The organism is Dankookia rubra (genome assembly GCF_004355005.1).
Classification (GTDB): domain Bacteria; phylum Pseudomonadota; class Alphaproteobacteria; order Acetobacterales; family Acetobacteraceae; genus Paracraurococcus; species Paracraurococcus ruber_A.
This window is the reverse complement of sequence record NZ_SMSJ01000005.1, coordinates 60083-86656: the sequence shown is the minus strand read 5'-3', so window position 1 is coordinate 86656 and position 26574 is coordinate 60083. Positions and strand designations below refer to the sequence as shown.

Below are 26574 nucleotides of genomic sequence, written 5' to 3'. Positions count from 1 at the left end.
GTCATCCCCGCATGCGGCGCGTGAGGCCGGTGAGCCGCTCCATCACCAGCATGAGCAGGAAGGCCACCAGGATGAGCGTGCCGGAGACGGCGGCCACCCGGACGTCGAGCGTGCTCTCCATCATGCCCCACATCCGGATCGGCAGCATGTCCGTCCGCGCCGAGGAGAGGAAGAGGGAGACCGGCACATTGTCGACCGAGGCCATGAAGGCGAGGAAGGCCCCGGCGGCGATCCCCGGGGCGATCAGCGGCAGGGTGACCCGGCGGAAGGTATGGACCGGCCCGGCGCCGAGGCTGCGCGACGCATCGAGCAGCGCCGGGTCGAGCTGCGAGAGCGAGGCGCCGACGGTCCGCAGCACGAAGGGCGTCACGACGACCAGGTGCCCGGCAATGATGAGCTCGAGCGAGGGGCGGAACCCCAGCAGGGTGAAATACATCAGCGCCGCCAGCCCGAAGGCGAGGCCGGGCAGCACAAGCGGCGACATGAAGAGCGCATCCGCCAGCCGTCCCGCCTTCCCCGCGACGCGGGAGATGCCGAGCGCCGCCGCGGTGCCCCCGAGCGTGGCAAGTCCCGCGGCGACGACCGCCACATGCAGGGTATTGCCCACCGCCCGGTGGATCTGCCGCGACCGCACCTCGTCCAGCAGCAGCTCGTACCAGCGGAAGGAGAAGCCCTGGGGCGGGAAGCGGATGGAGCGGCTGTCGGTGAAGCTGGTCGCCAGCACGATCAGGATCGGCCCGACCAGCACCACCAGGGCGAGCGCCGCCAGGCTGCCGATGACTAGGCCGTAGGACAGCTCGCTCGCGCTGCGCCGCCTAGCCATGCACCCGCCCCCCCGCGACCCGTCCGGCATAGGCGATGACGGCGATGACGGCGGAGACCGAGACCAGCAGCGCGATGGCGGCCGTCGCGGCGAAGGGCCAATGCGCCGCGATCATCGCCTGCTGCCAGATCATGGAAGGCAAATAGACCAGCCGCCCGCCGCCGATCACCGACTGGCTGATGAAGGCGGTGGTGGCCGAGGCGAAGACCAGCAGGCAACCGGCGGCGAGGCCGGGCGCCGCCAGCGGCAGGATCACCCGGAACAGCGTCCGCCAGGGGGAGGCGCCGAGCGAGGCGGAGGCATCCATCAGGTTGGGGTCGATGCGCGACATGACGGAGAGCAGGGGCAGCAGCAGCAGGGGCATCTCGATCTGGGTCAGCGAGATGACGAGGCCGAGCTCGGTCTGCAGCAGCCGCAGCGGCTCGGCGGCCAGGCCAAGTCCCAGCACCAGCTGGTTCACCACCCCCTCGCGCCCCAGGATGACGATCCAGGCGAAGGTGCGGACCACGACGCTGGTCAGCAGCGGCATGATCACGACGAAGAGCAGCACCCGCTGCCAGCGCGGCGAGGCCGCGCGATAAACCAGCGCCAGCGGGAAGCCGAGCAGCACCGTGGCGGCAACCGCCTTCAGTCCCAGCAGCAGCGTGTCGGCGATAACCTTCCAGTGGAAGCTGTCGAACAGGAAGCGCCGCCACTGGTCGAGTCCGAAGCGCGTCATCTGCTCGTCCGCGTAGAAGGATACGGCGAACAGCATGAAGAGCGGCGCGGCGAAGAAGGCCGCATAGGCCAGGCCGAGCGGGGCGGCGAGGCCCCAGGGCGAGAGCGCCGGCGCGGCGGCCCCGCGGGCGCGCGGCGCCGGCAGGGCCGCCGCGCTGCTCACTTCGCCATCTCGCGGTTGAAGCGGTCGATCCACTGGCCGCGCAGCGGGTTGATCTTCGACCAGTCATGCGTGACGAACTTCGACATCTCGTCGAGGCTCCGCATCGGCAGGTCCTTGCCGAGCGCGACCTCCTTGTTCACCGGGATGAAGTTGTAGGGCGGCTTCTGCAGCGCGTCCTGCACGCCCTTGCTGACGGCGGTGTCGATGTATTTGTAGGCCGCGTCCATGTTCTCGCAGCCCTTGGCGATGTGCAGGGTGGTGAGGAAGGTCGTCGCCCCCGTCTCCGGCACCGCGAATTCGATGTCCACGCCGCGGTCCTTCAGCGTCGTCACCGTCTGGGTATTGGTATAGGTGACGTCGCACTGGCCCTGCTGGAACAGGCCGGGCAGTGCCGCCGGGCTGCTGACCGCGGCGATTTTGGGCAGCACCTTCTTCAGCTCGGCGAGCGCCGGGTCGATGTTGGTTTCGCTGCCACCGAAGATCTTGGCGATCTCGATCAGGCTGACGGTGCCAAAGGTGGTGCCGAAGCCGGTGAGGCCGAGGCGGGAAACCCAGGGCTCCTTGAAAAGATCCGCGTAGCCCTTCGGCTTCGGCAGCTTCTTCGGGTTGTAGGCGATGCCGACGACCTGCGCGTTACAGCCGATCCCCCATTCGTCCACCAGCGCCGCCGGGATGGCGGCGCGTGAGGCGAGCTTCGAGGCGTCGAACTTCTCGAACATCCCGCGCTCCAGCGCCGTGGCGCGCGGGCCGGGGTCGAGCACGAAGCAGTCGAAGGGCGGGGCGCCGCGGCTGGCGGCGAATTTCGCCACCTGGTCCACCGCGAAGAGCGCCTGCATCTCCAGCTCGATGTTGTAGGACTTCTTCAGCGCCGGCGCGACCAGGTCGCGGAAGGCTTCTTCCCAGGCCCCGGGATAGATGGCGGCGGTGACGCTGCCGGGCTTCTGCGCGCGCGCCGCCAGCGGGGCAGCCAAGGCCGCGGTGCCGGCCAGCAGGGCGCGGCGGCTGAGGGTCGGGGACATGGTCATTCCTCCTCGGGGGTCGGGCGTGGGAAGAGCGCCGGGCGGGCGCCGGGGGCGAGGCCGCAGAAGGCCCGCGCCCCAAGGTCGCGGATGGCGCCGAGCCGCGGCTCGGTCAGCCGGATCGGGGTGCCGTCGGCCAGCCGCGCCTCCCGCACCGTCTGGCCGCCGAGCGGCAAGGCGAGGCCGAGCTCGACCGGGAAGCAGCCCGGGCCGGCCTCGTCGCGCAGTTCCAGCTGTTCCGGCCGCACCGTCAGCAGCGCCGGGCCGGGTGGCAGCGCCCCGGCCGGCACGGGCAACGGCGTGCCATCGGCGAGGCGCAGCCTGGCCATGCCGTCGACCGTACAAGGCAGCCGGTTGGTGGTGCCGATGAAGCCGGCGACGAAGAGCGTGGCAGGCTGATCGTAGACCTCGACCGGGGCGCCCAGCTGCTCGATCCGGCCGCGCCGCATGACCGCGATGCGGTCGGCGACGCTCATCGCCTCGTCCTGGTCATGCGTCACCAGGATGGCGGTCAGGCCGAGCTGCCGTTGCAGCCGCTTGATCTCGATCTGCATGTCGAGCCGGAGCGAGCGGTCGAGCGCGGCGAAGGGCTCGTCGAGCAGCAGGATCGAGGGCTCGATCGCCAATGCCCGGGCCAATGCCACCCGTTGCTGCTGACCGCCCGAGAGCTGCGCCGGCCGGCGGTCCCGCAGCGCGCCGAGCTGCACCATCTCCAGCAGCTCCGCCACCCGCGCGGCGATGCGCGGCGCGGCTTCGCGGCGGGCCTTCAGGCCATAGGCAACATTCTCCGCCACGGTCATGTGGGGGAACAGGGCGTAGTTCTGGAAGACGATGCCGACGCGGCGGCGATTGGGCGGCAGGTCGTCGATGCCGGCGCCGTCGATCAGCACGCGGCCCGCGGTCTGCCGGACGAAGCCGGCGACGGTCCGCAGCAGCGTGGTCTTGCCGCAGCCGGAGGGGCCGAGCAGCGCGAGCACCTCTCCCGCGCGGACGGACAGGCCGACATTGTCGAGCGCGGTGAAGGCGCCGTAGCGCACGCCGAGGCCGAGCACGTCGAGCGTGTGGCCGCGCAGCGAAGCGGCTTCGGTCATGGCCGGTGGCACTGGGCGGAACTGCACGCGCGTCTCCCCTTCGATCCCGGCTTTACGCAACCACCATGCCATGGGCGGCGAGACGGGGCGTACGGCATTCCGCGATGACCATGCTGATCAGTTTCGGGGCAGCCTGCCCGTGCGCGCGGCATTTGGCCGGGTGGTTCCGCCCCGCCGCGCCGCATGCCATGGTCCGGCCGATGCCGCGCGACACGCCGCCCCTGCCGAGCCGTCACCAGCGCGCCGACGGTGCCTTCGACCTGGTCTTCGCGCGGGCGCCGCGGGGGGGCAAGGGACCTGTGACCGTGCTGCGCGACCTCTACCAGCAATCGCCGCTGCGCATCCTGTTCCCCACACCCGAACCCGGCGAGCCGCCGACCGCCGCCCTGCTGAACTGCGCCGGCGGGCTCGCTGGCGGCGACGCGCTGCGGCAATCGGTGCGGCTGGAGGCGGGGGCGCAGGCGACACTCTCCACCGCGGCGGCCGAAAAGGTTTATCGGAGTCTCGGGCCGGAGACGCGGGTGGAGACCTGCATCACGCTGGACGCCGGCGCGGTGCTGGAATGGATCCCGCAGGAGACCATCCTTTTCAACGGCGCCCGCTTCCTGCGCGACATGCGGGCGGAGCTTGCCCCTGGCGCGGTGCTGCTCGCGGCCGAGACGCTGGTCTTCGGCCGCGCCGCGCGGGGCGAGACGATGACGCGGGGCCTGCTGCGCGACCGTTGGCGACTGCATGGGCCGGCCGGCCTGCTCTGGGCCGATGCGCTGGCGCTGGAAGGCAACCTGGCCGCGCCGCTGCTGCACCCCTTCGGCTTCGCCGGGGCGGAGGCGCTGGGCACGCTGCTGCTGGCGGGCGGCGATGCGGCGGCGGGGCGCGGCCTGTTGCGCGGCTTGCCCGAATCGGCGCCGGGCGCCGCGACCATCCCGCGCCCGGGCCTGCTGCTGGCGCGCTGGCTCGGCCGCGCCTCTGCGGTGCGAGAGGCCGTGGGGGCGGCGATCGTAGCGCTGCGCGCCGCGCAGCTCGGCCTGCCGGCGCGGCTGCCGCGGCTCTGGACGACCTGACATGACGCGACGCATGATCGCGCGAGAGAGGCTGGGACCGCGATGAACCTGACGCCCCGCGAGAAGGACAAGCTGCTGATCGCCATGGCCGCGCAGGTGGCGCGGCGCCGGCTGGAACGCGGCGTGAAGCTGAACTACCCGGAAGCCGTCGCCCTGATCACCGACCATGTGGTGGAGGGCGCGCGCGATGGCCGCAGCGTGGCGTCCCTGATGCGCGACGGCGCCACGGTGCTGACGCGGGACCAGGTGATGGAGGGCATCCCCGAGATGGTGCACGAGATCCAGGTGGAGGCAACCTTTCCCGACGGCACCAAGCTGGTGACCGTGCACGAGCCGATCCGATGACATCCAATGGCGGAGAGCCGCAGCGCAGCGTGGACCGGATGGCCGGACGATGATCCCCGGCGAGATCTTCCCCGCCGCCGGCGAGATCGAGTTGAACGCCGGCGCCGACAGCCTTGAGATCGAAGTCGGCAATACCGGCGACCGGCCGATCCAGGTCGGCAGCCACTACCACTTCGCCGAGACCAACCCGGCGCTGGATTTCGACCGCGCCATGGCCCGCGGCCGGCGGCTCGACATCGCCGCCGGCACCGCGGTGCGGTTCGAGCCGGGGCAGACGCGCAAGGTGCGGCTCATCCCCTATGCCGGCGCGCGGATCGTGCACGGCTTCCGCGGCGAGACGGAAGGACCGGTCTGATGCCCGCACCGATTTCCCGCGCCGCCTATGCCGGCATGTACGGCCCGACCACCGGCGATCGCGTGCGGCTGGCCGATACCGACCTGATCATCGAGGTCGAGCGGGATTTCACCACCTATGGGGAGGAGGTGAAGTTCGGCGGCGGCAAGGTGATCCGCGACGGCATGGGCCAGTCGCAGGTGACGCGTGCCGGGGGCGCCGTCGACACCGTCATCACCAATGCGCTGATCCTCGACCATTGGGGGATCGTGAAGGCCGATGTCGGCCTGCGCGACGGCCGCATCGCCGGCATCGGCAAGGCCGGCAACCCGGACACCCAGCCGGGCGTCACCATCGTCATCGGCCCGGGGACCGAGGTCATCGCCGGCGAGGGACGAATCCTGACCGCCGGCGGGCTCGACGTGCATATCCATTTCATCTGCCCGCAGCAGGTGGACGAAGCACTGGCGTCGGGCGTGACGACCATGTTCGGCGGCGGCACCGGCCCGGCGCATGGCACGCTGGCCACCACCGTCACGCCCGGCCCCTGGCACATGGCGCGCATGCTGCAGGCGGCCGAGGGGCTGCCGGTCAATCTCGGCTTCCTTGGCAAGGGCAACGTCGCCCTGCCTGCTGGGATCGAGGAGGTCGTGCTGGCCGGCGCCTGCGGCCTGAAGCTGCACGAGGACTGGGGCACCACCCCGAAGGCAATCGACACCTGCCTGAGCGTGGCCGACGCGCTCGATGTGCAGGTGGCGATCCACACCGACACGCTGAACGAAAGTGGCTTCGTCGAGAGCACCATCGCCGCGATCGCCGGCCGCACCATCCAGGCCTTCCACACCGAAGGCGCCGGCGGTGGCCATGCGCCTGATATCCTGCGGGTGGTGGGCGAGCCGAATTTCCTGCCGAGCAGCACCAATCCGACGATGCCCTACACGGTGAACACCGTGGACGAGCATCTCGACATGCTGATGGTCTGCCACCACCTCGACCCCCGCATCCCGGAGGACGTGGCCTTCGCCGAGAGCCGCATCCGCAAGGAGACGATCGCGGCCGAGGACATCCTGCACGATATCGGTGCCATCAGCATGATGTCCTCCGACAGCCAGGCGATGGGCCGGGTGGGCGAAGTCATCATCCGCACCTGGCAGACCGCCCACAAGATGAAGCTGCAGCGTGGCCGGCTGCCGGGGGAGGCGGGGGAGAACGACAACCTCCGCGTCCGCCGCTACATCGCGAAGTACACGATCAACCCGGCGATCAGCCAGGGCATCAGCGCGCATGTCGGCAGCGTCGAGGTCGGCAAGCTGGCCGACCTCGTGCTGTGGTCGCCGGCCTTCTTCGGGGTGAAGCCGGACATGGTGCTGAAATGCGGCTCGATCGCCATGGCGCCCATGGGTGATCCCAATGCATCCATCCCGACGCCGCAGCCGGTCCACTACCGGCCGATGTTCGCCAATTACGGCCGCGCCCTGCAGGCCAGCAGCGTCACCTTCGTCTCGAAGGCCGCGCTGGGGCACGGCATCGGCGACCGGCTCGGCTTGCAGAAGACACTGCTGGCGGTGGAGAATTGCCGCGGCGGCATCGGCAAGCGCGACATGGTGCTGAACGGCGCCCTGCCGAGGATCGAAGTGGACCCCGAGACGTACGAGGTCCGCGCCGATGGCGAGTTGCTGGTCTGCGAACCCGCCGAGGTGCTGCCCATGGCACAAAGGTATTTCCTGTTCTGATGAGCGACACACTCCCCCGCGCGACCCAGGTGCTGCCGAAGGACGGCTGGGTGGAACGCACCGCGAAGCACACCGTCACCCTCGACTTCGACGACCGCTTCCGCCGGCGGCGGCGCTACGTCGCCGAAGGCGGCTTCGCCTTCCTGCTCGACCTCGAGGAAGCGGTGCCGCTGCGCGACGGCGACGGGCTGCTGCTGGAGCAGGGCGGCGTCATCCTGGTGCGGGCGGCGCCGGAGCCGCTGGTCGAGGTGCGCGCGCCGACCCCCGCGCTGCTGATGCGGCTCGCCTGGCATCTCGGCAACCGGCACCTGCCGACCGAGATCCAGGCCGACCGGCTGCTGATCCGCGACGATCATGTCATCGTCGCCATGCTGCAGGGACTGGGTGCCGAGGTGCGGAAGGTGGATGCGCCCTTCAACCCGGAAGGCGGCGCCTATGGTGAGCAGAACCGCCAGCCCGGCCATCACCACCGCGGCGGTCACGACCATGGCGACGGCCACCATCACCATCACTGACGGCGGCGCGCTCTACCGGCTGCTGGCCTGGCTGTCGCCGGCCTATCCGGTCGGCGCCTATACCTATAGCCACGGCCTGGAGACGGCGGTGGAGGACGGCAGCGTCGCTACCCGCATTGCGCTGCTCGACTATATCGCCACCGTGCTGCGTGCCGGCGCCGGCCGGATCGACGGCGCGCTGCTGGCGGCAGCCTGGCGCGCCGCGGACGCCGGCGACGATGCGGCGCTGGACGAGCTGGCGCTGCTGGCGGCAGCCTGGCGCGGCACGGCGGAGACGGCGCTCGAGAGCATGGCGCAGGGCACCGCATTCGCCGGCGTGACGCAATCCGCCTGGCCGGATGCGCGCTTCGCGGCCTATGCCGCGCGGCATCCGCGGGCGCTGGCGCATCCGGTGGCCTTCGGCGCCGCCGCCGGCTTCCACGGCATCCCGCTGCGCCCGGCGCTCGCGGGCTGGCTGGCCGCCTTCGCCGCCAACCTGGTCTCGGCCGGAGTGCGGCTGGTGCCGCTCGGCCAGACCGATGGCCAGGTCGCCACCGCCGCGCTGCACCCGGTGGTTGATGCCGCGACGGAAGCCGCGCTTGCCGCCGATCTCGACACGCTCGGCACCGCGGCGCCCATGCTCGACCTGCTCTCGATGCGGCACGAAACCCAGTACACGAGGCTCTTCAGATCATGAGGAATGGCCCATTCCGCGTCGGCATCGGCGGCCCCGTCGGCTCCGGCAAGACCGCGCTGACCGAGCGGCTCTGCCGGCACCTCCGGAACACGCACGACGTCGCTGTCATCACCAACGACATCTACACCAAGGAAGACGCCGAATTCCTGACCCGCGCCGGCGCGCTTGACCCCGCGCGCATTGCCGGCGTCGAGACCGGCGGCTGCCCGCATACCGCGATCCGCGAGGATGCCTCGATCAACCTCGCGGCCGTGCACGACATGGTGCTGGCTTTTCCGAAGCTCGAGGTGCTGTTCATCGAGAGCGGCGGGGATAACCTGGCCGCCACCTTCAGCCCGGAACTGGCCGACCTGACGATCTACGTCATCGACGTCAGCGCCGGCGACAAGATCCCCCGGAAGGGCGGCCCCGGCATCACCCGCAGCGACATGCTGGTGATCAACAAGATCGACCTGGCGCCGCTGGTCGGCGCCGACCTGTCGGTGATGGACCGCGACGCGCGCCGGATGCGCGGGCTGCGGCCCTTCATCTTCACCAACCTGAAGGAGAACAAGGGCGTGACGGAAATAGCGGACTTCATCCTGCAGCAGGGCGGCATCGGGTCATGAACGCGCTCGCACTCCTCGCCGCGGCGCTGCTGCTGCCGGCGCCGGCCCTTGCTCATATCGGCGACGGGCTGCATCACGGGTTGATGGCGGGCTTCCTGCACCCGTTCAGCGGGGCGGACCATCTGCTGGCCATGGTCATGGTCGGGCTCTGGGCCGGGCTTTCGGGCGGCGCGGCGCGGCTGGCGCTGCCGGGCGCCTTCCTCGGCGGGATGGCGCTGGGCGGTGTCCTCGGCCTCGCCGGGGTGGCGCTGCCGGGGGGGGAGGCGGGCATACTTGCCTCGGTCATCGTGCTCGGCGCGCTCGCGGCGCTGGCGGTGCGGCTGCCGCTCGGCCTGGGCATGGTTCTGGTTGCCGGCTTCGGCCTGCTGCATGGCGCGGCGCATGGCGTCGAGCTCGGCGGCGTGGCGCTGCTGGGGGCGATCGGTGGCACCGCGGTGCTGCACGCCGCGGGCCTCGCGCTCGGCAACACGGCGGCACCTTGGGCGCGGTACGCGGCGCAGGTCGCGGGCGGCGCGACGGCCGCCGTTGGCGTGCTGCTGGCTTTCGTCTGACGGCTTCGGGGCGGTGCCACGCGCCGCCCCGGCCTTTTCCCGCACGCCGGTTCAGACCTTCGGCCGAGGGTCTCCGGTCATCGGATCGCGTCTCAGTACCGCTTGTAGCTGAGGAACTTGCCGGTCATCGTGATCTTCACCCGGTCGCCTTTCTGGTCGGGCAGCCGTTCCAGCAGCATGTCGTAGTCGATGGCCGACATGATGCCGTCGCCGAATTCCTCCTGGATCATCTCCTTCCAGGACGTGCCGTAGACCAGCACCAATTCGTAGAAGCGGTAGATCAGCGGGTCGGTCGGCGGCATCGGCTGAGCGCCGCGATAGGGGATCTCGCAGAGCGTCGCCTCCTCCTCCTCGTCGAGCCCGAGGATCTCGGCGATGCCGCGGGCATGCTGCGGCTCGGCGCTCATCTGCCCCATGCAGAGCGCGCAGGTCCAGACCGGGCTCATCGTGATGCGTGCTGCGATGTCCGCCCACTTCAGGCTCTTCTGCTTCTTGAGCTTCAGGATCTTGCGGCCGAGCTCGGTCTTGGCATCGTTCATGCGGGCATCTCCTTTCGCGTCAGCAGCGCCGGCCGCACTTCCGGCGGCGCCTCCGGGTTCCAGTCCGCGGGCCGCGCGCCGGCCAGCGTCCGGCTGCGGATCAGCAGGAATTCCAGGATGTGGTCGCGCAGGGCGTGGTAGCCCGGCAGCCGGTGCAGGGTGGCGCGGTTGCGCGGCTTCGGCAGGGTGTTCACCACCACCTCGGCGCAGCGCGCGTTGGGGCCGTTGGTCATCAGCAGGATGCGGTCGGCGAGCAGGATCGCCTCGTCCACGTCGTGGGTGATCATGAAGGCGGTCTGATTGGCCTCGGTCACCAGCCGCGCCACCTCGTCCTGCAAGGCGCCGCGGGTCAGCGCGTCCAGTGCGCTGAAAGGCTCGTCCATCAGCAGCATCTTCGGCCGCAACGCGAGCGCCCGGGCGATGCCCACGCGCTGCTTCATCCCGCCTGAGAGCATCGAGGGCTTGCGCTCCGCCGCATCGGCTAGGCCGACTTCGGTCAGGGCCTGGCGCGCCGCTTCGCGCAGCTTCGCCTTGGGCCAGCCGGGGTGGCGGCAGGACAGCGAAGGCGACGTTCGCCTCCGCCGTCATCCAGGGCATCAGCGCATGGCCCTGGAAGATCACCGCGCGGTCGAGCGAGGGACCGTCGATCGCCTGGCCGTCGACGATGACCGCGCCGCCGCTCGGCACGTCGAGCCCGGCGAGGATGTTCAGCACCGTGTTCTTGCCGCAGCCGGAATGCCCGACCAGGCAGACGAACTCGCCGCGGTTCACCCCGAACCAAAGGTCGCGGAAGACGACATGGCCGGGATAGGCGCGGGTCACGCCCTCGACCGAGACATAGGGGTGCGTCATTCCTGCCAGGCCACCACGCGCGCCACCGCGCCGAGCGCGCGGTCGAGCAGCAGGCCGACGACGCCGATCAGCAGGATGGCGATGATGATGTCGGCCAGCGACAGGTTGTTCCACTGGTTCCAGACCCAGTAGCCAATGCCGGTGCCGCCGACCAGCATCTCCGCCGCCACGATCACCAGCCAGGCGATGCCGATCGAGATGCGCATGCCGGTCAGGATGGTCGGCGCCGCGGCCGGCAGGATGACGCGGAAGGCGGTCTTCCAGGTGCCGGCTTCCAGGGTCCGCGCCACATTCAGCCATTCCCGCCGCACGCTGCCTACACCGAATGCGGTGTTCAGCAGCATCGGCCAGAGCGAGCAGATGAAGATGACGAAGACCGAGGAGACGTTGCTGTCCTTGATGGTGAAGAGCGCCAGCGGCATCCAGGCCAGCGGCGAGACCGGCCGCAGCACCTGGATGAAGGGATTGAGCGCGGCCGAGAGCAGCGGCGACATGCCGATCAGGAAGCCGAGCGGGATGGCGACTAGCGCCGCCAGCCCGAAGCCCGCTGCGACGCGCAGCAGCGAATACGCGATCTGCACGCCGATGCCCTGGTCGTTGGTGCCGCGGACATAGAAGGGGTCGCGCAGCAGCTCCCAGAGCCGCAGGCCGATCTCGGAGGGCTTCGGGAAAGGGGTCTGCCCGCCGCTCGCCGCGGCCTGGCCGAGCAGCGCGGCATATTCCGGATCGACCGCCGCGCCGCCGCCAGCGCCGCTGCCCGAGGCGAGCTCCCAGCCGCCGAGGAACAGCGCCAGCAAGACGAAGGACAGCAGCGCCGACTGCCAGGCGGGTACCGTACGCCCCATCGGATCAGGCGCCGCGGATCGCGCGGTCGGCCCAGCCGGCCGGGTTCGCCGGGTAGAAGGCGCGGCCCATGATGGTCTCGGTCCGCGTCGCGCTCGCCGGTACCGCGAGGCCCATCTCCCGCATCGCCTTGCCGGCATCGAGGGTGAGGAAAACCTGGCTCGCCACCTGGGCATAGTCGAGCTCGGTCTTCACCTGTCCCCAGCGGCGCATCTGGGTCAGGATCCAGATCGCCATGGACTGCCAGGGGAAGGGGTCGAAGCCGATGCGGTTCGGCACCCGCTGCACCGTGCCGAGCCCGTTGGCGAAGGTGCCGGTCAGCACCTGCGCCACCACCGTCTCCGGCTGGTTCAGGTAGTTCTGCGCGCTGATCGCCGTGGCGACCTCCTTACGGTTCTCGGGCTTCGCCGCATGCGCGGTCGCCTCGACGATCGCCCGCAGCAGGGCGCCGAAGGTGTTCGGCGTCTCGCCGATCATGCTGCGCGGCACGGCGAAGGCGCAGCAGGGATGGCCGTCCCACAATTCCTTCGTCAGGACGTGGATGAAGCCGACGCCGTCGAAGACGGCGCGCTGGTTGAAGGGATCGGGGCCGAGGAAGCCGTCGATATTGTCGGCCCGCAGGTTGGCGACCATCTCGGGCGGCGGGACGGCGCGGATCTGCACGTCCTTGTCCGGGTCGATCCCGTGCTCCGCCAGGTAGTGGCGCAGCAGGTAGTTGTGCATAGAGAAGTCGAAGGGCACGGCGAAGCGGAAACCCTTCCAGTCCTTCGGGTCGCGCCGGTCCTTGTGCTTCGTCGCCAGGGTGATGGCTTGGCCGTTGGTGTTCTCGATCGCCGCCACCGCCCAGGGGATCGGCGCGGCGACGCCGACGCCGAGCGACATGGCGATCGGCATCGGCGAAAGCATGTGCGCCGCGTCGTATTCGCGGGCGATCGACTTGTCGCGGATCACCGCTCAGCCGGCGGTGCGGATGACCTCCACGTTCAGCCCGTGCCGCTGATAGAAGCCCATGGGGTGCGCCATGATGATCGGCGTGGCGCAGGTGATCGGGATGAACCCGATCTTCAGGTCCTTCTTCTCCGGCGTGCCGGTCGCCTGGGCCATGGCTTCGCGGGCAGCCGCAAGCGGGAAGACCGAGGCCAGCGCGCCGGCGACCGCGGCGGCGCCGAAGCGGGTCAGCAGCCCGCGGCGGGTGGCGTCGTCCGGGAAGACGGCGCGGAAGACCGCCTGTTCCGCTGCCTCGCCTTGGGCGCCGGTGCCATCGGCAGGCGCCGCGGCTGCGCAGGCCAGGGCCCCGTGCTCCTGGCCGCAGGCACAAGCACCGAGGCGCGCGGCAGCGTCGAGCGGGTCGGCGAAAAGACGTGACACGGCGGTTTCTCCCGGCAGGCGAGCCGGTCCCGCATGGCAACGGCCGTGCCAGCGGTCACCGGCGTAAAATCCGACCGCCGCGCCCGGAGATCGCACCCCGCTGCCCGCACCGCGTCCAGTCCTGCCTACCTAACGGGCATCTACTCCAGCCGGATGCCCGCCTGCCGGATCACCCCGCCCCATTTCGCATGCTCCGCCAGGATATGCGCGCGATACGCCTCGGGCGTACCGGGGATCGGCGTTGCGCCCAGCTCGGCCAGCCGCCGCGCCGCGGCCGGGGTGGCAAGCATCCGCACCAGCGCCGCGTTGCAGGCGGCGATGACCGGCTCGGGTGTTGCCTTCGGCGCCAGCAGGCCGAACCAGGCAGTAACCTCGTAGCCCGGCAGGGTTTCGGCAATCGCCGCGATCTCAGGCGCGCCGGACCACCGCGTGCGGGAGGAGACGCCGATGGCGATGAGCGCGCCCGAGCGGATATGCGGCAGGATGGAGGGCAGGTTGTCGACGCCCCAGGCGACCCGCCCCGGCAGCAGGTCGCCCAGCATCGGCGCGCTGCCGCGATAGGTGACGTGCTCGCCCTCGATCCCCGCCTGCAGGCGGAACAACTCGGCGGTCAGGTGGGTGCTGCCGCCGATGCTGGTTTCGCCATAGGCCAGGCGACGCTGCTTCGACAGCGCGACCAGCCCGGCCACGTCGTGCACGCCGAGCGAGGGATGCGCCGCCAGCAGGTTCGGCAGTTCCGCAACCAGCGAGATCGGCGCGAAGTCGGCGATGCCGTCATAGCCGGGGTTCGGGTAGAGATGCGCGTTGATCGCCTGGGTCCCGGGCGAGCCCATCAGCAGCACATAGCCGTCCGGCTGGGCCCGGGCGGCCGCCGTCGCGCCGATATTGCCGCCGGCGCCGGAGCGGTTCTCGACGATGAAGGACTGGCCCGTCGCCTCCTGCAGCCAAGCGGCGGTGAGCCGGCCGAGGAAGTCCACCGTGCCGCCGGGCGGGAAGGGAACGACGATGCGGACCGGGCGGGAGGGCCATGCCTCCTGCCCCAGGGCCGGGGCGGCGAGGCCGACACCGAGCGTGGCAAGCAGCGAGCGCCGGCGCATCATGCCGCCTCCCCCACGGGTGCCATGGCGGCAAAGCCTTGTCGCAGTGCTGCCGGCATCTCCGCCGGCCGCCGCGTCTCACGGTCCAGCATCACCATGACGCCGCGGGAGGTGGCGAAGCAGGTCTCGCCCTGGAACAGAGCCTGCTCCACCGTGATGCTGCTGCGGCCGACCCGCGCCACGCAGGTGCCGATCCGCACCTGGCCGGGGTAGTGGATCTCGCGGAGGTAGTCGATCTCGACCCGGGCGACCGCCATGCCGACCGCGCGTGTCTCCGGCGGGCCGGCGACGGCCTGCATGATCTCGGCGCGGCCGGCCTCGCAGAAGGCGCCTATGGCGCCGTTGTTGATGTGGCCGTTCATGTCGGTATCGGCCAGCCGCAGCTTCTCCTCCGTCCAGAAAGGGAAGCGTGCGGGCGCGGGGGGCGGCGGCGCCATGCCTCGGGGTCTCCAATTGCTTGGAGCCGAGGGTCCGGGCGCCGCCGCTTGTCGTCAAGTATCGGGTGGGCGGCGATTCACGCCCTGCGTGTCGCCATGCAGGGCGATCGCGGGCCTGGGCCTACTTCTTCTTCTCGGCCTCGTAGCGCGCCTTGTTCTCGGCATTCGGCGGATAGAGGCCGGGCAGCTTCTCGCCCTGCTCCACCTTGCCGACGATCCAGGCCTCCAGCCGCTCCTGCTCCTGCCCGCCGTCCAGCACCTCCTGCAGGAAGGCCTTCGGGATCACCACGGCGCCGTCGTCGTCGACCACGATGATGTCGTCCGGGAAGACGGCGACGCCGCCGCAGCCGATCGGCTCCTGCCAGCCGGTGAAGGTCAGGCCGGCGACCGAGGGCGGGGCCGCGCCGCCGCGGCACCACACCGGCATCCCGGTGCCGACCACGCCGGCCACGTCGCGGACGCAGCCATCGGTGACCAGCGCGGTGACGCCGCGATTCATCAGCCGGGCGCAGAGGATGTCGCCGAAGATGCCGGCATCGGTGCAGCCCATCGCGTCGGCGACGGCGATGACGCCTGCCGGCATGTCCTCGATCGCGGCGCGGGTCGAGCGCGGGGAGGACCAGCTTTCCGGCGTCGCCAGGTCCTCGCGCGCCGGGACGAAGCGAAGGGTGAAGGCCGGGCCGACCATCCGCTTGCCCTTGGCGGTCGGGGTGAAGGGCTGCGGCCCGCGCATCCAGATGTTGCGCAGGCCCTTCTTCAGGAGAAGCGTGGTGATCGTCGCGGTGGAGATGCTCTCCAGCGTGGCGCGGTCGGCGGCGGACAGTGACATGGTTCGGCGTTTCTCCTGGAAGGCTTAGGCGCCGGCGGCGCGGTGGTCGGGCCTGTCTAGCCCAGCCGCATCCGGGGCGGGAGGTGCCCCGCCGCGGTCAGCCGGCGGCGCCGATCGCCAGCAGCGCGGCTTCCACGATCGCCTCGGGCAGCGGCTCGACCGAGAGGGTGATCACCCCCTCCGCCTCGCCCGGCACCTCCAGCGTGGCGAACTGGCTGGCCATCAGGCTGGCCGGCATGAAGTGGTCCGGCCGCGCGGCCTGCCGCGCGCCGATCAGCGCCGCGTCGCCGGACAGGTGCACCAGCCGCACCGCCGGCCGCCCGGCCAGCAGCCGGTCGCGGTAGGCCCGCTTGAGCGCCGAGCAGGTGACCACGCCGCCCTCGCCGGCCGCCGCCCGCGCATCCAGCCAGACGCCGATCGCGTCCAGCCAGGGCCAGCGGTCGTCGTCCACCAGCGGCTCGCCGCGGCTCATCTTGGCGATGTTTGCCGGGGGGTGGAACGCATCCGCATCGGCGAAGGGGGCGCCGAGCCGCGTCGCCAGCAGGGTGCCGACGGTGCTCTTGCCGGCGCCCGAGACGCCCATGACCAGAACGAGGGGCTTGGCCATCAGCCAGCGGCCTTCGGCGGCTCCAGATGCCCGCCGAAGCCCTTGCGCTGGGCCGAGAGCACCTTGCCGGAGAAGCGGTCCTCGTCCCGGCTGGCGAAGCGTGCATAGAGCGCGGCCGAGAGCACCGGGGCCGAAACCGCCGTCTCGACCGCCGCCTGCACGGTCCAGCGGCCTTCCCCGCTGTCGGAGACATGGCCGGAGAAGCTCTCGAGCTCGGGGTCCTGCGCCAGCGCCTGTGCCGTCAGGTCAAGCAGCCAGCTCGCCACCACGCTGCCGCGCCGCCAGGCCTCGGTCACGTCGCCGAGGTTGAGGCTGAGCCGGTGGTCCTCCGGCAGCGCCTTGCTGTCGGCGTGCTTCAGGATGTCGAGGCCTTCGGCGAAGGCCTGCATCATCCCGTACTCGATTCCGTTATGGACCATCTTGGTGAAATGTCCGGCGCCGTTGGTCCCGGCATGGACATAGCCCTGCGCGGCGCGCGGGTCGCCGGCGAAGCCCGGGGTCGGCGGGGCGGCGGCCTCGCCTGGGACCAGGGCGGCGAAGATGGGGTCGAGCCGGCGGACCACCGCATCCTCCCCGCCGATCATCAGGCTATAGCCGCGGGCCAGGCCCCAGACCCCGCCGGAGGTGCCGATGTCGAGGAAATGCAGACCCTTGGCCCGCAGCATGGCGCCGCGGCGGACGCCGTCCTTCCAGAAGCTGTTGCCGCCATCGATCAGCACGTCGCCGGGCGAGAGCAGGCCGGCCAGCGTCACCAGCGCCTGTTCGGTCGCGTCGCCGGCCGGCAGCATGACCCAGATGGCCCGCGGGGCGTCGAGCGCCGCGACCATGGCCGGCAGGTCGGCCACGGCGGTCGCACCTTCGGCCGCCAATGCGGCACCCGGGGCCGGGTCGCGGTCAAAGGCGACGCAGTGATGCCCCGCCCGCAGCAGCCGCCGCACGATGTTGCCGCCCATCCGGCCCAGGCCGACCATGCCGAGTTGCATCGCTTGCGTCCTACTCCAGTTTGCCTTGGCAGAAGGTCGGGGAGGGAAAAGTATTCCCTCCCCGAACCCCTCCCTTCCTTTTTGTGGGCTTGGCATTCGCCGCGCGGCGGGTGCCAGACCCACAAAAATAGATGAGGGGTTTGGGGAGAATACCTCCTCCCAACCTTCCTCGTTTTTATCCGAATCTTGACAGCGTGAATTCCGGCGGCACCGCCGCCCTGCCCAGCACCGCCTCCGCCGTCATCCGCCCGGCGATCGGCGCCAGGGTGTAGCCGTTGCTGGTGACCGCATGGAAGAGGCCGGGGATGCCCGGCGTCTCCCCCAGCAGCGGCGCCCGGTCCACCTCCACCGCCAGGCCGGTCCAGGCGCGCAGCGCATGCAGCCCGCCGATCCCCGGCAGTACCCGGCCGGCGACCCAGAGATTGCCCTCGATCGAGCGCCGCAGGTTGCGCGGCGAGCCCGCGTCGTCCAGCACCCCCGGCCAGCCGCCGCCGACCAGCAGGTGGCCACCATCCCCCTGCTTCAGCGAGAGGTGCCGCCCGGCATGGGCCACCAGGTGCCGCATGGCGGGCGCCGCCGCCTCGGTGGCGATCACCTGCTGGACCGTGCCGATGACCGGCAGGCCGAGCCCCAGCATCCGGCCGATCCGCCCGGCATGAGCTCCGGCGCAGTTCACCACCCGCCCGGCGCTGATCGGCCCGCCGCCGGTCTCGACCCGGAAGCCGGCGCCCTCCCGTGCGATGCCCAGGACCTCCACCCCCTGCCGCAGCCGGGCGCCGGCGCGTTCCGCCAGGCGGCGCAGCGCATGGGTGCCGCGCAGCGGGTCGATCTGCCCCTCCGCGGGGGAGAAGCAGGCACCGACGAAATGCGGGCCGAGATAGGGCGCGATCGAGCGCAGCTCATTGGCGCCGAGCAGGTGGCTCTCAAGCCCCCGGGCGCGTTCCACCGCCACCTTGGCGCGGGCCCAGGCGAACTCCGCCGCGGTCTCGGCCAGCATCAGCCCGCCCTCGGTGCGAATGCCGAGCGACTCGCCGGCCTCGGCGGCGACCTCCCGCCAGAGCGCGATGCTGCGCGGCCCGAGCGGCAGGCGGTCGATCGCCGGGCCGCGGTCGCTTTCGCCGTCGAAGTCGTAGGTGAGGAGCTGGACATGCAGGCTGCCGGCATTGGCGGTGCTGGCGGCCATGCCGGCCTCGCCGCGTTCCGCCACCAGCACGTCGGCGCCCTCCCGCGCCAGGTACAGCGCGGTGGAAAGGCCGAGCGCGCCGCCGCCGACGACCAGGACGTCGCAGGCATCTGGCGGGGCGACGGCGGGCCGCGTGCTGCGCGCGTTGAATTGGGGGAGCGGGTAGGCCGGCCCGGCCGCCTCGGCCTCCGGCAATTCCAGCATCAGCGCCGCGGCCGGCACCGGCTTCACCGGGGCGCGCGGCGCGGCGAAGCCGGCCTCTCCGGTCGCGCCGCAGAGCCGGGCGAGGGTCGCGCCGCACATCCGTCCCTGGCAGCGGCCCATGCCGGCCCGGGTCGCCTTCTTCAGCGCGCCGAGCGTCTGCGCGCCCTCCGCCCGCGCCCGCCGCAGGGCGCCCGCCGTCACCTCCTCGCAGCGGCAGAGAATGGTGGAATCGCCGACGGCCGCGATGTCGAAAGGCGGTGCGGCGAAGATCCGCCAGAGCGCCGCCTGGAAGTCGAGCGCCCGGCGCAGCGCCGCCCGCGCCGCCGGGTCATCCGGCGCCACGAGGCCGAGGTCGCGCGCCGCCGCCAGCCCGGCCAGCCGGCCGCGGGCCAGCGCGACGCAGGCGCCGCCGATCGCCGCGCCGTCGCCGATCGCGAAGACCGCGGGGAGGGAGGTGCGGCCCTCGTCATCCGTCACGGTCTCGAGCCGGCCGAGCCCGTCATCGACGAAGCGGTGCGCAGCGCCGAGCGCGCGGGCCAGGCCGGTTTCCGGCTGGAAGCCGAGGTTGAGGGCGCAGGCATCCGCCTCGATCCGCGCCTCGCCGGCCGGCGTCGCCAGGACAAGCGTGCCGAAGCGCCCCTCGCCCTCGCAGGCCAGCGGCATGCTGCCCCAGAGGACCGGCACGCCGGCCGCCCGGAGCTTGCGCAGGTAGGACAGCCCGTCCCAGGCCAGGTCCGCCCCCGCCCGCAGCAGCGCCGCCGCCTGCCGCCATTGCGCCAGGCCGGGCCGCGGCGCCGCTTCCGCAACCGCGGCGACGGCGACCCCGCCATCGAGCAATTCGCAGGCGAGCTGCAGGTTCAGCGGGCCGTTGCCGGCGATCACCACGCGCTCTCCCGGCGCGACGCGGTTGGCCCGGGCCAGGGTCTGCATCGCGCCGGTGGTCATCACGCCGGGCAGGGTCCAGCCGGGGATCGGCACCGGCCGTTCATGCGCGCCGGCGGCAATGACCAGCCGGCGCGGGCGGAAGGTGACGGCGGCCTCGCCGACCAACGCGCCGATCTCGTCCGGCGCGAAGCCGCCCCAGGCGGTGGCGCCGGTCAGGATCCCGGCCCCGGCGGCCTGCGCCGCCGCGCGCAGCGCATCGCCCTGGCGGAATTGCCGGTCGGGCGCGGCATGGGCGTGGCTGGCGGCGAGCGGCTTCAGGTATTGCCCGCCGGCCTCGCCGCGCTCGTCCAGCACCACCACCTCAGCGCCCGCCGTGGCGGCGGCCTCGGCCGCGGCCAGCCCGGCAGGGCCGGCGCCGACCACCAGCAGGTCGCAGGCGCGGTCCTCGATCGCCGCCGGGGCGGGGGCGAGCGGCAGGGGCACGTCGGGCGGCGCGCTGGACACCACCATCCCGTCCCGCGCCTTTACCAGGCAGGCGCGCTGGTTGACCTTGCCGTCCACCGTGACGATGCAGTCGAAGCAGGCGCCCATGCCGCAATAGAGGCCACGCGGCGTGCCCTTCTCCGTCCGGCGGAACGCGAGGAACCCGGCAGCCGAGAGCGCGGCGGCCAATGTCTCGCCCGACAGCGCCTCCACGTCAGTGCCATCGAAGGTGAGGCAGACGGGCTCCGCCGCGCGCGGGATGTCGGGGTGGCAGAGGCGGACGCCCTTGCCGCGCGGCAGGGAATGGGGAAGGGTCTCGGTCATCGCCTCCAGCATGAACGGGCCCATGACCGTGCAAAAGCCCTTCCGCGGCACCTATACCGTCCTGATCACCCCCTTCACCGCGGACGGCGCGGCGGTGGACCTGGCGGCATTGGCGCGGCTGGTGGAGTTCCAGATCGCGGAGGGCATCGACGGGCTGATCCCGCTCGGTTCCACCGGCGAGTTCCTGAGCGTGAGCCGGGAGGAGCGCACGGCGATCACCGAATGCGTCGTCCGCGCGGCCGCCGGGCGCGTGCCAGTGCTGATGGGCACCGGCGCCGAGGACACGCGGGAGGTGGTGGCGCTGAGCCGGGAGGCCGAATCGCTCGGCGCCGACGGCGTGATGATCATTCCGCCATTCTACAGCGTGCCGACCGAGAACGAGCTCTACCAGCACTACAAGACCGTGGCCGATGCCATCGGGATCCCGATCATGGTCTACAACAACCCGGCGACGGCGAATGTCGACCTGCTGCCTTCGACGCTGGCCCGGCTCTCGACCATCCCGAACTGCCGCTACGTCAAGGAGAGCACGCTGGAGGTCACCCGCGTGCGCGACATCATCGCCGCCTGCGGCGACCGGATGGAGGTCTTCGCGGGCGTGCTGGGCTACGAGAGCGCCTGGCTCGGCGCCATCGGCTGGGTCGCGGTCTGCAGCAACGTCGTGCCGCGCCTGTCGCGCGACATGTTCGCCGCCGCGGCCTTTGACGCCGACCGGGCCAAGGCGCTGCCGCTCTACCGTAAGCTGGCCCCGCTGCTGCCCTGGGTCGGCGGGCCGCGCTACGTCTCCGGCACCAAGGCGGCCTTCCGCCTGATGGGAATGGAGATGGGCGCGCCGCGGCCGCCCCGGCTGCCGCTGCCGGATGCCGACCTGCCCGCGCTGGCGCGGGTCTTGCAGGACATGGGTGCGATACCGGCCAGCCGCGCCGCGGCGGAATAGAGGGAGACTTACCGGACCATGCTTCGCCGCCTGCTGCTCGGCGCCGCGCTCGCGACCGTCGCCATGCCCGCCTGGGCCCAGAACTGCGCGCCGCGCGTGCCGGACAGCGAGCTGGTCAAGCCGCGCACCCTGACGCTCTCCACCAACCCGACCCTGCCGCCGATGCAATACGTCAACGCGCAGGGCCAGCTGGTTGGGATGCGGGTCGACCTCGGCGCCGAGATCGCCCGGCGCCTCTGCCTCACGCCCGAGCATGTGCGGATCGAATTCGCGGCGATGATCCCCGGCCTCGCGGCGCGGCGCTGGGACATGATCAATACCGGCATGTTCTACACCGAGGAACGCGCCAAGCTGATGTACCTCGTGCGCTACGAGGAACAGGCGATCAGCATCAGCGTGCCGCGCGGCAATCCGCGCAGGATCACGAAGCTGGAGGACCTGGCGGCGCTCACCGTCGGCGTCGAGCAGGGCGGCTTCGAGTTCCGCCGCACGCAGGACATTGCCAAGGCGTTGGAGGAGAAGGGGCTGAAGCCGATCACCATCCGGCCCTTCGACAATTTCGCCGTAAGCTTCCAGGCGCTGCGGGCCGGCCAGCTCGATGCCGCCGTCTCCATCGACAGCACGGGCAAGGAATACGACGACCGCGGCGACTTCACCCGGGCGCTGAGCGGGCTTTTCGGCACGCCGATCAACTTCGGCCTGCGCAGCAAGGTGCTGGCCCAGGCGGTGGCGGTGGTGCTGGGGGAGATGAGGGCGGATGGCAGCTTCGGCGCGCTGCTCGATAAGTACGGCGTGAAGGCCTACGAGGGTCCCTTCGACGTGGTGGGCCCCGGCTGAGGCCATGTGCGTCCGATGACCGAAGGGCCGCCAGGCCCGCAGGTCTGCATCGGCCACAGGGACAAGCAATGACCATCTGGCGTTGGGACGGCTTCCTCGACTACCTCTTCAACGCCTACCTGCTCGAAGGGGCGCTGATCTCGGTCGCACTGACCGCCGGTTCGCTGCTATGCGGGCTGGTGCTCGGCCTCGGCATCGCGGTGCTGCGGCTCTCGGTGAGCGCGGCATTGCGCGGCTTCGCGGTGTTCTATTGCTGGATCTTCCGCGGCACGCCGCTGCTGGTGCAGCTGCTGGTGATCTATACCGGCCTGCCGCTTTTCGGCCTCCGCTTCTCGGTCTGGGAAGCCGCGCTGATCGGCATTTCACTCAACGAGGCCGCCTACCTCTCGGAGATCCTGCGCGCAGGCATCCAGTCCGTGCCGAAGGGGCAACGGGAGGCAGCCCTGGCGCTTGGCCTGCATCGCGGGCAGGTCTTCCGCCTGGTGACCTGGCCGCAGGCGCTGCGCGTCGTCATACCGCCGCTCGGCAACAGCGTGAACGGGCTGCTGAAAACCACCTCGGTCGCCAGCGTGATCAGCGTGGACGAGTTGCTGCGACGGACCCAGGTGCTGATCCAGGAACGCTTCATGGTGCTGGAGCTCTTCCTGGTCGCGGCCCTGTACTACCTGGTGCTGACCACGCTCTGGGACCTGGTGCAGCGGCGGCTGGAACGCCGTTTCGGCCGCGGCTACGCGAATGAGGCGGCGGATCGGCGCTAGCACCGGCCACCCGCGCACGTTGTGCGCCACGCGCAGGGTTCATCCTCCGCTGGCGCGGCGCTTGCTAGTCTCCCGCCATGACCGATCGCATTATGCTCGTGCTGAACGGCACGCCGGTGACGTTGCCCGCCTGCACCTCGCCTACCATGACGCTGCTCGACTGGCTGCGCGGCCCGGCTGGCCTCACCGGCACCAAGGAAGGTTGTGCCGAGGGCGATTGCGGCGCCTGCACCGTGGTGCTGGAACAGCCCGACGGGCATCGCGCCCCGATCAATGCCTGCCTGGCGATGCTCGGCCAGCTGCACGGCCTGGCGGTGCGCACGGTGGAGGGGCTGCGCGGCGCCGAGGGCGCGGCGCATCCGGTGCAGCACCTGCTGGCCGAGGGCGATGCCACGCAATGCGGCTTCTGCACCCCGGGCATCACGATGTCCGCCTGGGCGCATGCACGCGAGGGCGGGGCTGTGCACGAAGCGCTGGCGGGCAACCTCTGCCGTTGCACTGGCTACCGTCCGATCATTGAGGCCTTCTCCCGACTGGAGGATGACGGCGCCTCGCCGCCCGCGCTGCCCGCCGCTGCCAGCGCGAGCTTCGCCGCGGCGGGCCAGGTCTTCCACCACCCGGCATCGCTGGCCGAACTGCTCGTGCTCCGCGCCGCGCAGCCGGAAGCCATGCTGCTCGCCGGCGGCACCGATCTCGGGCTGCTGGTCAGCGAGCACCGCCAGCGGCCGCCCGCCGTCATCGGCCTGCTCGGCGTACCGGAGCTGCAGGCGCTGTCCGCCAATGCCGCGGGCATCGATATCGGTGCCGCCGTGTCCTATGCGCGGCTGCTGCGGCTGCTGGACGGCAGGCTGGCGCCGCTCGCGGCCATGATGACGCGGCTGGGATCGCGGCAGATCCGCGCGTTGGGCTCGATTGGCGGCAATCTCGGTACCGCCTCGCCGATCGGCGATGCGCTGCCGCCGTTGCTCGTCCTCGGTGCCTCGTTGCGCATCGCCTCGGTGCGCGGGGAACGCTGCACGACGGCCGAGGATTTCCTGATCGGCTACCGCAAGACCACGCTGGCGCCGGACGAGGTCATCGTCTCCGTCCACGTCCCCCGCCCGGCCGAGGGCGCGGTGCTGGCCTGCGAGAAGGTGTCGAAACGGCACGACCAGGACATCTCGGCAATCAGCGCCGCCTTCCTGGTGCGGGCCGAGGCCGGTCGGATCGCCGGGGCGCAACTGGCCTTCGGCGGCATGGGACCGATGGCGGCGCGGGCGAAACATGCCGAGGCGATGCTGGCCGGCGCGCTGCTGGCGCCCGCCTGCTTCGCCGATGCGGCGGACGAGTTGGCCAAGGATTTTGCCCCGCTATCGGATTTGCGCGGCAGCGCGGCCTATCGGCTGGCGGCGGCGCAGGGGTTGCTGCGGCGGCTGTACTGGCGGGTCGCGCGACCCGACCTTCCGGCGGAGGTGCACGCGCTGTGAGCCAGATCCAATCCGCCCGCGGCATGGGCGCATCCCTGCGGCACGACAGCGCGCTGAAGCACGCGACCGGGGAGGCCCGTTTCCTCGACGACATCCCGGAGCCGCCGGGGCTGCTGCATGCGGCGCTGTGCCTGTCCCCCGTCGCGCATGGCCGGCTCTCGCCGATCGACCCGGCACCGGCCCGCGCGCTGCCGGGCGTGGCTGCGGTGCTGCTGCCGGGCGACGTGCCGGGGCTGAACGACATCGCGGCCGCCGGCTCGGGGGAGGCGATGCTGGCCGAGGGCCTGGTGGAATTCGCCGGCCAGCCGCTGGCCATCGTGCTCGGCGAAACGCGCGACGCGGCGATCGCCGGAGCCGCCGCGCTGAAGCCGCAGATCGCGCCGCTGCCGCCGGTGCTGACGATTGAGGACGCCATCGCGCGCGAGGCCTGGGTGCTGCCGCCGCAGGCCATCACCCGCGGTGATCCCGGCACCGCACTGGCGGAAGCGCCGCTGCGGCTTGCCGGCGAATTCCGCGCCGGCGGGCAGGAGCATTTCTACCTCGAGGGCCAGATCGCCATGGCGGTGCCGGGCGAGGATGGCGACATGCTGGTCTATTCCTCCACCCAGCACCCGACCGAGGTGCAGCACGTCGTGGCCCGCGTGCTGGGCTGCGACCACAACCGGGTCATGGTCACCACCCGCCGCATGGGCGGCGGCTTCGGCGGTAAGGAGAGCAACGCAAGCTGGGTCGCCGCCGCCGCGGCGCTCGGCGCGCGGCGGACCGGCCGGCCGGTGAAGCTGCGGCTGTCGCGCAAGGCGGATATCGCCGCGACGGGCAAGCGGCACCCCTTCCTCTATCGCTGGACCGCAGGCTTCGATCCCACCGGCCGCGTCCTGGCGCTGGATGCGATCATGGCGGCGGATGCGGGCCATAGCCTCGACATTACCGGCGGCGTGATCTTCCGCGCCATCACCCATGCGCTGAACTGCTGCGACGTGCCCGCGCTGTCCGTCCGTGCGCTGGCCTGCAAGACCAATACCGTCAGCAATACCGCCTTCCGCGGCTTCGGCGGGCCGCAGGGCCTGCTGCTGATGGAGGACGTGGTGCATCGCGTGGCGAAGTCGCTCGGCCTGCCGCCCGAGGAAGTGCGCGCCCGCAACTTCGCCGGCGGCGAGAACGGCGCGGCGACACCCTATGGCCAGGAACTCGAAGGCGACCTGATCCGCCGCGTCTGGGCCGAGGTGAAGCAGGACAGCGGCTGGGACGCCAAGCGCGCCGAGATCACCGCCTTCAACGCGCAGCACCCCTACCTCCGCCGCGGCCTCGGCAGCATGGCGCTGGCCTTCGGCATCTCCTTCGGCCAGATGCACATGAACCAGGCCGGCGCGCTGGTGCATGTCTATGCCGACGGCTCGATCCGGCTGAACCATGGCGGGACGGAGATGGGCCAGGGCCTCTTCATCAAGATCGCCCAGGTGGTCGCCAGTGTCTTCGGCGTCGATGTCGAGCGGATCGGCATCACCGCCACCAGCACGGCGGAGGTCCCCAATACCTCCCCCACCGCCGCCAGCACCGGCAGTGACCTGAACGGCTGGGCGGCGCATGCCGCGGCGGGCGCGATCCGCGGCCGCATGGCCGAGGTGGCGGCGGAGGAATGGGGCATCGCGCCGGGCGAGGTGGAATTCGCCGAGGGCCGCGTCACCGGCGGCGGCAACCGGGCGATGGGGTTCGGGGAGCTGGCGAAGCTGTCCACCATGAGGCGCGTCTCGCTCTCCGCGACCGGATTCTACAAGACGCCCGACATCCACTGGGACCGGGCGACCATGACGGGGAAGCCCTTCTTCTACTTCTCCTACGGCGCCGCGGTGGCGGAGGTCGCGGTCGATACGCTGACCGGCGAGCATCGCTGCCTTTCGGCGCATCTGGTGCAGGATTGCGGCCGCAGCCTGAACCCCGCGGTCGATATCGGCCAGGTGGAGGGCGCCTTCGTGCAGGGCATGGGCTGGCTGACCTGCGAGGAACTGTGGTGGGACGCGGAGGGGCGGCTGCGCACCCTCGGCCCCGCCACCTACAAGATCCCCGGCAGCCGCGACGTGCCACCGGTGCTGAAAACCCGCCTGCTGGCGGACGCGCCGGCGCGGTCGGAGACCATCTTCCGTTCGAAGGCGGTGGGCGAGCCGCCGCTGATGCTGGCGACCGCGGTCTGGAACGCGCTGAAGGATGCGATCGGCACCGACCGGCTGGACGCGCCGGCGACGCCGGAACGCGTGCTGATGGCGATCCGGGGCGGGTAGCCGCGCCCCCGCAGCGGGTGCCACCATGGC

Annotated in this window: 26 protein-coding genes and 2 pseudogenes; 13 read left to right on the top strand and 15 right to left on the bottom strand. The window is 71.5% G+C overall.

Annotated elements, in window-relative coordinates; translation table 11 throughout:
- Position 1: 1 nt before the first annotated feature.
- The 4 genes from E2C06_RS06185 to E2C06_RS06170 are packed head-to-tail and all read right to left on the bottom strand — an operon-like array spanning position 2 to position 3840.
- Positions 2–823, bottom strand: a complete 822-nt coding sequence (locus E2C06_RS06185) for an ABC transporter permease (protein ID WP_133287715.1) — start codon at positions 821–823, stop codon at positions 2–4.
- Positions 816–1703, bottom strand: a complete 888-nt coding sequence (locus E2C06_RS06180) for an ABC transporter permease (RefSeq protein ID WP_206664449.1) — start codon at positions 1701–1703, stop codon at positions 816–818. Before E2C06_RS06180 ends, E2C06_RS06185 begins: the two co-directional genes overlap by 8 nt.
- Complete coding sequence (locus tag E2C06_RS06175) at positions 1700–2722, bottom strand: extracellular solute-binding protein (protein ID WP_165982246.1); 1023 nt, start codon at positions 2720–2722, stop codon at positions 1700–1702. Before E2C06_RS06175 ends, E2C06_RS06180 begins: the two co-directional genes overlap by 4 nt.
- A 2-nt stretch (positions 2723–2724) precedes the next feature.
- Entirely contained in the window at positions 2725–3840 is a 1116-nt protein-coding gene (locus E2C06_RS06170; RefSeq protein ID WP_241671140.1) for an ABC transporter ATP-binding protein, read from the bottom strand.
- Between the two features lie 77 nt (positions 3841–3917).
- On the opposite strand from E2C06_RS06170, the gene E2C06_RS06165 reads away from it, so the two are divergent.
- The 8 genes from E2C06_RS06165 to E2C06_RS06130 are packed head-to-tail and all read left to right on the top strand — an operon-like array spanning position 3918 to position 9636.
- Positions 3918–4874: an urease accessory protein UreD gene (locus tag E2C06_RS06165; RefSeq protein WP_165982245.1), complete on the top strand. Its 957-nt coding sequence runs from the start codon at positions 3918–3920 to the stop codon at positions 4872–4874.
- 42 nt (positions 4875–4916) lie between these two features.
- Complete coding sequence (locus E2C06_RS06160; protein WP_133287712.1) at positions 4917–5219, top strand: urease subunit gamma; 303 nt, start codon at positions 4917–4919, stop codon at positions 5217–5219.
- 49 nt (positions 5220–5268) lie between these two features.
- Positions 5269–5574: an urease subunit beta gene (locus E2C06_RS06155; protein ID WP_133287711.1), complete on the top strand. Its 306-nt coding sequence runs from the start codon at positions 5269–5271 to the stop codon at positions 5572–5574.
- The gene (ureC, locus tag E2C06_RS06150) at positions 5574–7286 is read left to right on the top strand and encodes an urease subunit alpha (protein WP_133287710.1); all 1713 of its coding nucleotides are present in this window, start codon (positions 5574–5576) and stop codon (positions 7284–7286) included. The genes E2C06_RS06155 and ureC overlap by 1 nt, the downstream gene beginning before the upstream one ends.
- Entirely contained in the window at positions 7286–7801 is a 516-nt protein-coding gene (locus tag E2C06_RS06145) for an urease accessory protein UreE (RefSeq protein WP_133287709.1), read from the top strand. Before ureC ends, E2C06_RS06145 begins: the two co-directional genes overlap by 1 nt.
- Positions 7722–8477, top strand: coding sequence for an urease accessory protein UreF (locus E2C06_RS06140; protein ID WP_456305171.1), 756 nt, complete (start codon positions 7722–7724; stop codon positions 8475–8477). The genes E2C06_RS06145 and E2C06_RS06140 overlap by 80 nt, the downstream gene beginning before the upstream one ends.
- Positions 8474–9085: an urease accessory protein UreG gene (gene ureG / locus E2C06_RS06135; RefSeq protein WP_133287707.1), complete on the top strand. Its 612-nt coding sequence runs from the start codon at positions 8474–8476 to the stop codon at positions 9083–9085. Before E2C06_RS06140 ends, ureG begins: the two co-directional genes overlap by 4 nt.
- Entirely contained in the window at positions 9082–9636 is a 555-nt protein-coding gene (locus tag E2C06_RS06130) for a HupE/UreJ family protein (RefSeq protein ID WP_133287706.1), read from the top strand. The genes ureG and E2C06_RS06130 overlap by 4 nt, the downstream gene beginning before the upstream one ends.
- A gap of 92 nt (positions 9637–9728) precedes the next feature.
- On the opposite strand, the gene cynS is transcribed toward E2C06_RS06130, so the two are convergent.
- The 11 genes and pseudogenes from cynS to E2C06_RS06080 all read right to left on the bottom strand — a co-directional run bounded on the left by cynS (position 9729) and on the right by E2C06_RS06080 (position 20270).
- On the bottom strand, positions 9729–10175 hold the full coding sequence (gene cynS / locus E2C06_RS06125; protein ID WP_133287705.1) for a cyanase: 447 nt from the start codon (positions 10173–10175) through the stop codon (positions 9729–9731).
- Positions 10172–10675 (bottom strand): ABC transporter ATP-binding protein, encoded by a 504-nt coding sequence (locus tag E2C06_RS40580; RefSeq protein WP_338324200.1) that lies wholly within the window; start codon positions 10673–10675, stop codon positions 10172–10174. Before E2C06_RS40580 ends, cynS begins: the two co-directional genes overlap by 4 nt.
- 88 nt (positions 10676–10763) lie before the next feature.
- Positions 10764–11027: pseudogene (locus tag E2C06_RS40575) on the bottom strand (ATP-binding cassette domain-containing protein); the annotation flags it as partial.
- Positions 11024–11872, bottom strand: coding sequence for a nitrate ABC transporter permease (gene ntrB, locus E2C06_RS06115; RefSeq protein ID WP_133287704.1), 849 nt, complete (start codon positions 11870–11872; stop codon positions 11024–11026). The gene ntrB and the pseudogene E2C06_RS40575, both read right to left, overlap by 4 nt.
- 4 nt (positions 11873–11876) lie before the next feature.
- Positions 11877–12974, bottom strand: a pseudogene (locus E2C06_RS06110) (CmpA/NrtA family ABC transporter substrate-binding protein).
- A 404-nt stretch (positions 12975–13378) separates the two neighbouring features.
- Positions 13379–14338 carry a Bug family tripartite tricarboxylate transporter substrate binding protein gene (locus E2C06_RS06105; protein WP_133287703.1) on the bottom strand — a complete coding sequence of 320 codons (960 nt, stop codon included), beginning with the start codon at positions 14336–14338 and terminating at the stop codon, positions 13379–13381.
- The gene (locus tag E2C06_RS06100) at positions 14335–14772 is read right to left on the bottom strand and encodes an acyl-CoA thioesterase (RefSeq protein WP_133287702.1); all 438 of its coding nucleotides are present in this window, start codon (positions 14770–14772) and stop codon (positions 14335–14337) included. Before E2C06_RS06100 ends, E2C06_RS06105 begins: the two co-directional genes overlap by 4 nt.
- 121 nt (positions 14773–14893) lie before the next feature.
- Entirely contained in the window at positions 14894–15601 is a 708-nt protein-coding gene (locus tag E2C06_RS06095) for a ribonuclease activity regulator RraA (RefSeq protein ID WP_133287701.1), read from the bottom strand.
- Between the two features lie 97 nt (positions 15602–15698).
- Positions 15699–16208 (bottom strand): gluconokinase, encoded by a 510-nt coding sequence (locus tag E2C06_RS06090; protein ID WP_133287700.1) that lies wholly within the window; start codon positions 16206–16208, stop codon positions 15699–15701.
- A complete protein-coding gene (gene gnd / locus E2C06_RS06085; protein ID WP_133287699.1) occupies positions 16208–17191 on the bottom strand; it encodes a phosphogluconate dehydrogenase (NAD(+)-dependent, decarboxylating) in 984 nt (327 codons plus the stop codon). Before gnd ends, E2C06_RS06090 begins: the two co-directional genes overlap by 1 nt.
- 175 nt (positions 17192–17366) lie before the next feature.
- The gene (locus E2C06_RS06080; RefSeq protein WP_133287698.1) at positions 17367–20270 is read right to left on the bottom strand and encodes an FAD-dependent oxidoreductase; all 2904 of its coding nucleotides are present in this window, start codon (positions 20268–20270) and stop codon (positions 17367–17369) included.
- A gap of 22 nt (positions 20271–20292) precedes the next feature.
- Here E2C06_RS06080 and dapA point away from each other — a divergent pair, with 22 nt between their 5' ends.
- From dapA to xdhB, 5 genes are all read left to right on the top strand, one after another.
- Positions 20293–21207, top strand: a complete 915-nt coding sequence (dapA, locus tag E2C06_RS06075) for a 4-hydroxy-tetrahydrodipicolinate synthase (RefSeq protein ID WP_133287697.1) — start codon at positions 20293–20295, stop codon at positions 21205–21207.
- A gap of 18 nt (positions 21208–21225) precedes the next feature.
- Positions 21226–22044: an ABC transporter substrate-binding protein gene (locus E2C06_RS06070; RefSeq protein WP_133287696.1), complete on the top strand. Its 819-nt coding sequence runs from the start codon at positions 21226–21228 to the stop codon at positions 22042–22044.
- Positions 22045–22112: 68 nt separating this feature from the next.
- A complete protein-coding gene (locus E2C06_RS06065; protein ID WP_133287695.1) occupies positions 22113–22802 on the top strand; it encodes an amino acid ABC transporter permease in 690 nt (229 codons plus the stop codon).
- Positions 22803–22879: 77 nt separating this feature from the next.
- Complete coding sequence (locus E2C06_RS06060; RefSeq protein ID WP_133287694.1) at positions 22880–24268, top strand: xanthine dehydrogenase small subunit; 1389 nt, start codon at positions 22880–22882, stop codon at positions 24266–24268.
- The gene (gene xdhB, locus E2C06_RS06055; protein WP_241671139.1) at positions 24265–26544 is read left to right on the top strand and encodes a xanthine dehydrogenase molybdopterin binding subunit; all 2280 of its coding nucleotides are present in this window, start codon (positions 24265–24267) and stop codon (positions 26542–26544) included. The genes E2C06_RS06060 and xdhB overlap by 4 nt, the downstream gene beginning before the upstream one ends.
- Positions 26545–26574 lie beyond the last annotated feature (30 nt).

Bases quoted from the DNA above. Each gene is read 5' to 3' on its own strand.
- E2C06_RS06185 (WP_133287715.1), bottom strand. From the start codon at position 823: ATGGCTAGGCGGCGCAGCGCGAGCGAGCTGTCCTACGGCCTAGTCATC.
- E2C06_RS06175 (WP_165982246.1), bottom strand. From the start codon at position 2,722: ATGTCCCCGACCCTCAGCCGCCGCGCCCTGCTGGCCGGCACCGCGGCC.
- E2C06_RS06165 (WP_165982245.1), top strand. From the start codon at position 3,918: ATGACCATGCTGATCAGTTTCGGGGCAGCCTGCCCGTGCGCGCGGCAT.
- E2C06_RS06160 (WP_133287712.1), top strand. From the start codon at position 4,917: ATGAACCTGACGCCCCGCGAGAAGGACAAGCTGCTGATCGCCATGGCC.
- E2C06_RS06155 (WP_133287711.1), top strand. From the start codon at position 5,269: ATGATCCCCGGCGAGATCTTCCCCGCCGCCGGCGAGATCGAGTTGAAC.
- ureC (WP_133287710.1), top strand. From the start codon at position 5,574: ATGCCCGCACCGATTTCCCGCGCCGCCTATGCCGGCATGTACGGCCCG.
- E2C06_RS06145 (WP_133287709.1), top strand. From the start codon at position 7,286: ATGAGCGACACACTCCCCCGCGCGACCCAGGTGCTGCCGAAGGACGGC.
- E2C06_RS06140 (WP_456305171.1), top strand. From the start codon at position 7,722: ATGGTGAGCAGAACCGCCAGCCCGGCCATCACCACCGCGGCGGTCACG.
- ureG (WP_133287707.1), top strand. From the start codon at position 8,474: ATGAGGAATGGCCCATTCCGCGTCGGCATCGGCGGCCCCGTCGGCTCC.
- E2C06_RS06130 (WP_133287706.1), top strand. From the start codon at position 9,082: ATGAACGCGCTCGCACTCCTCGCCGCGGCGCTGCTGCTGCCGGCGCCG.
- cynS (WP_133287705.1), bottom strand. From the start codon at position 10,175: ATGAACGATGCCAAGACCGAGCTCGGCCGCAAGATCCTGAAGCTCAAG.
- ntrB (WP_133287704.1), bottom strand. From the start codon at position 11,872: ATGGGGCGTACGGTACCCGCCTGGCAGTCGGCGCTGCTGTCCTTCGTC.
- E2C06_RS06105 (WP_133287703.1), bottom strand. From the start codon at position 14,338: ATGATGCGCCGGCGCTCGCTGCTTGCCACGCTCGGTGTCGGCCTCGCC.
- E2C06_RS06100 (WP_133287702.1), bottom strand. From the start codon at position 14,772: ATGGCGCCGCCGCCCCCCGCGCCCGCACGCTTCCCTTTCTGGACGGAG.
- E2C06_RS06095 (WP_133287701.1), bottom strand. From the start codon at position 15,601: ATGTCACTGTCCGCCGCCGACCGCGCCACGCTGGAGAGCATCTCCACC.
- E2C06_RS06090 (WP_133287700.1), bottom strand. From the start codon at position 16,208: ATGGCCAAGCCCCTCGTTCTGGTCATGGGCGTCTCGGGCGCCGGCAAG.
- gnd (WP_133287699.1), bottom strand. From the start codon at position 17,191: ATGCAACTCGGCATGGTCGGCCTGGGCCGGATGGGCGGCAACATCGTG.
- E2C06_RS06080 (WP_133287698.1), bottom strand. From the start codon at position 20,270: ATGACCGAGACCCTTCCCCATTCCCTGCCGCGCGGCAAGGGCGTCCGC.
- dapA (WP_133287697.1), top strand. From the start codon at position 20,293: ATGACCGTGCAAAAGCCCTTCCGCGGCACCTATACCGTCCTGATCACC.
- E2C06_RS06070 (WP_133287696.1), top strand. From the start codon at position 21,226: ATGCTTCGCCGCCTGCTGCTCGGCGCCGCGCTCGCGACCGTCGCCATG.
- E2C06_RS06065 (WP_133287695.1), top strand. From the start codon at position 22,113: ATGACCATCTGGCGTTGGGACGGCTTCCTCGACTACCTCTTCAACGCC.
- E2C06_RS06060 (WP_133287694.1), top strand. From the start codon at position 22,880: ATGACCGATCGCATTATGCTCGTGCTGAACGGCACGCCGGTGACGTTG.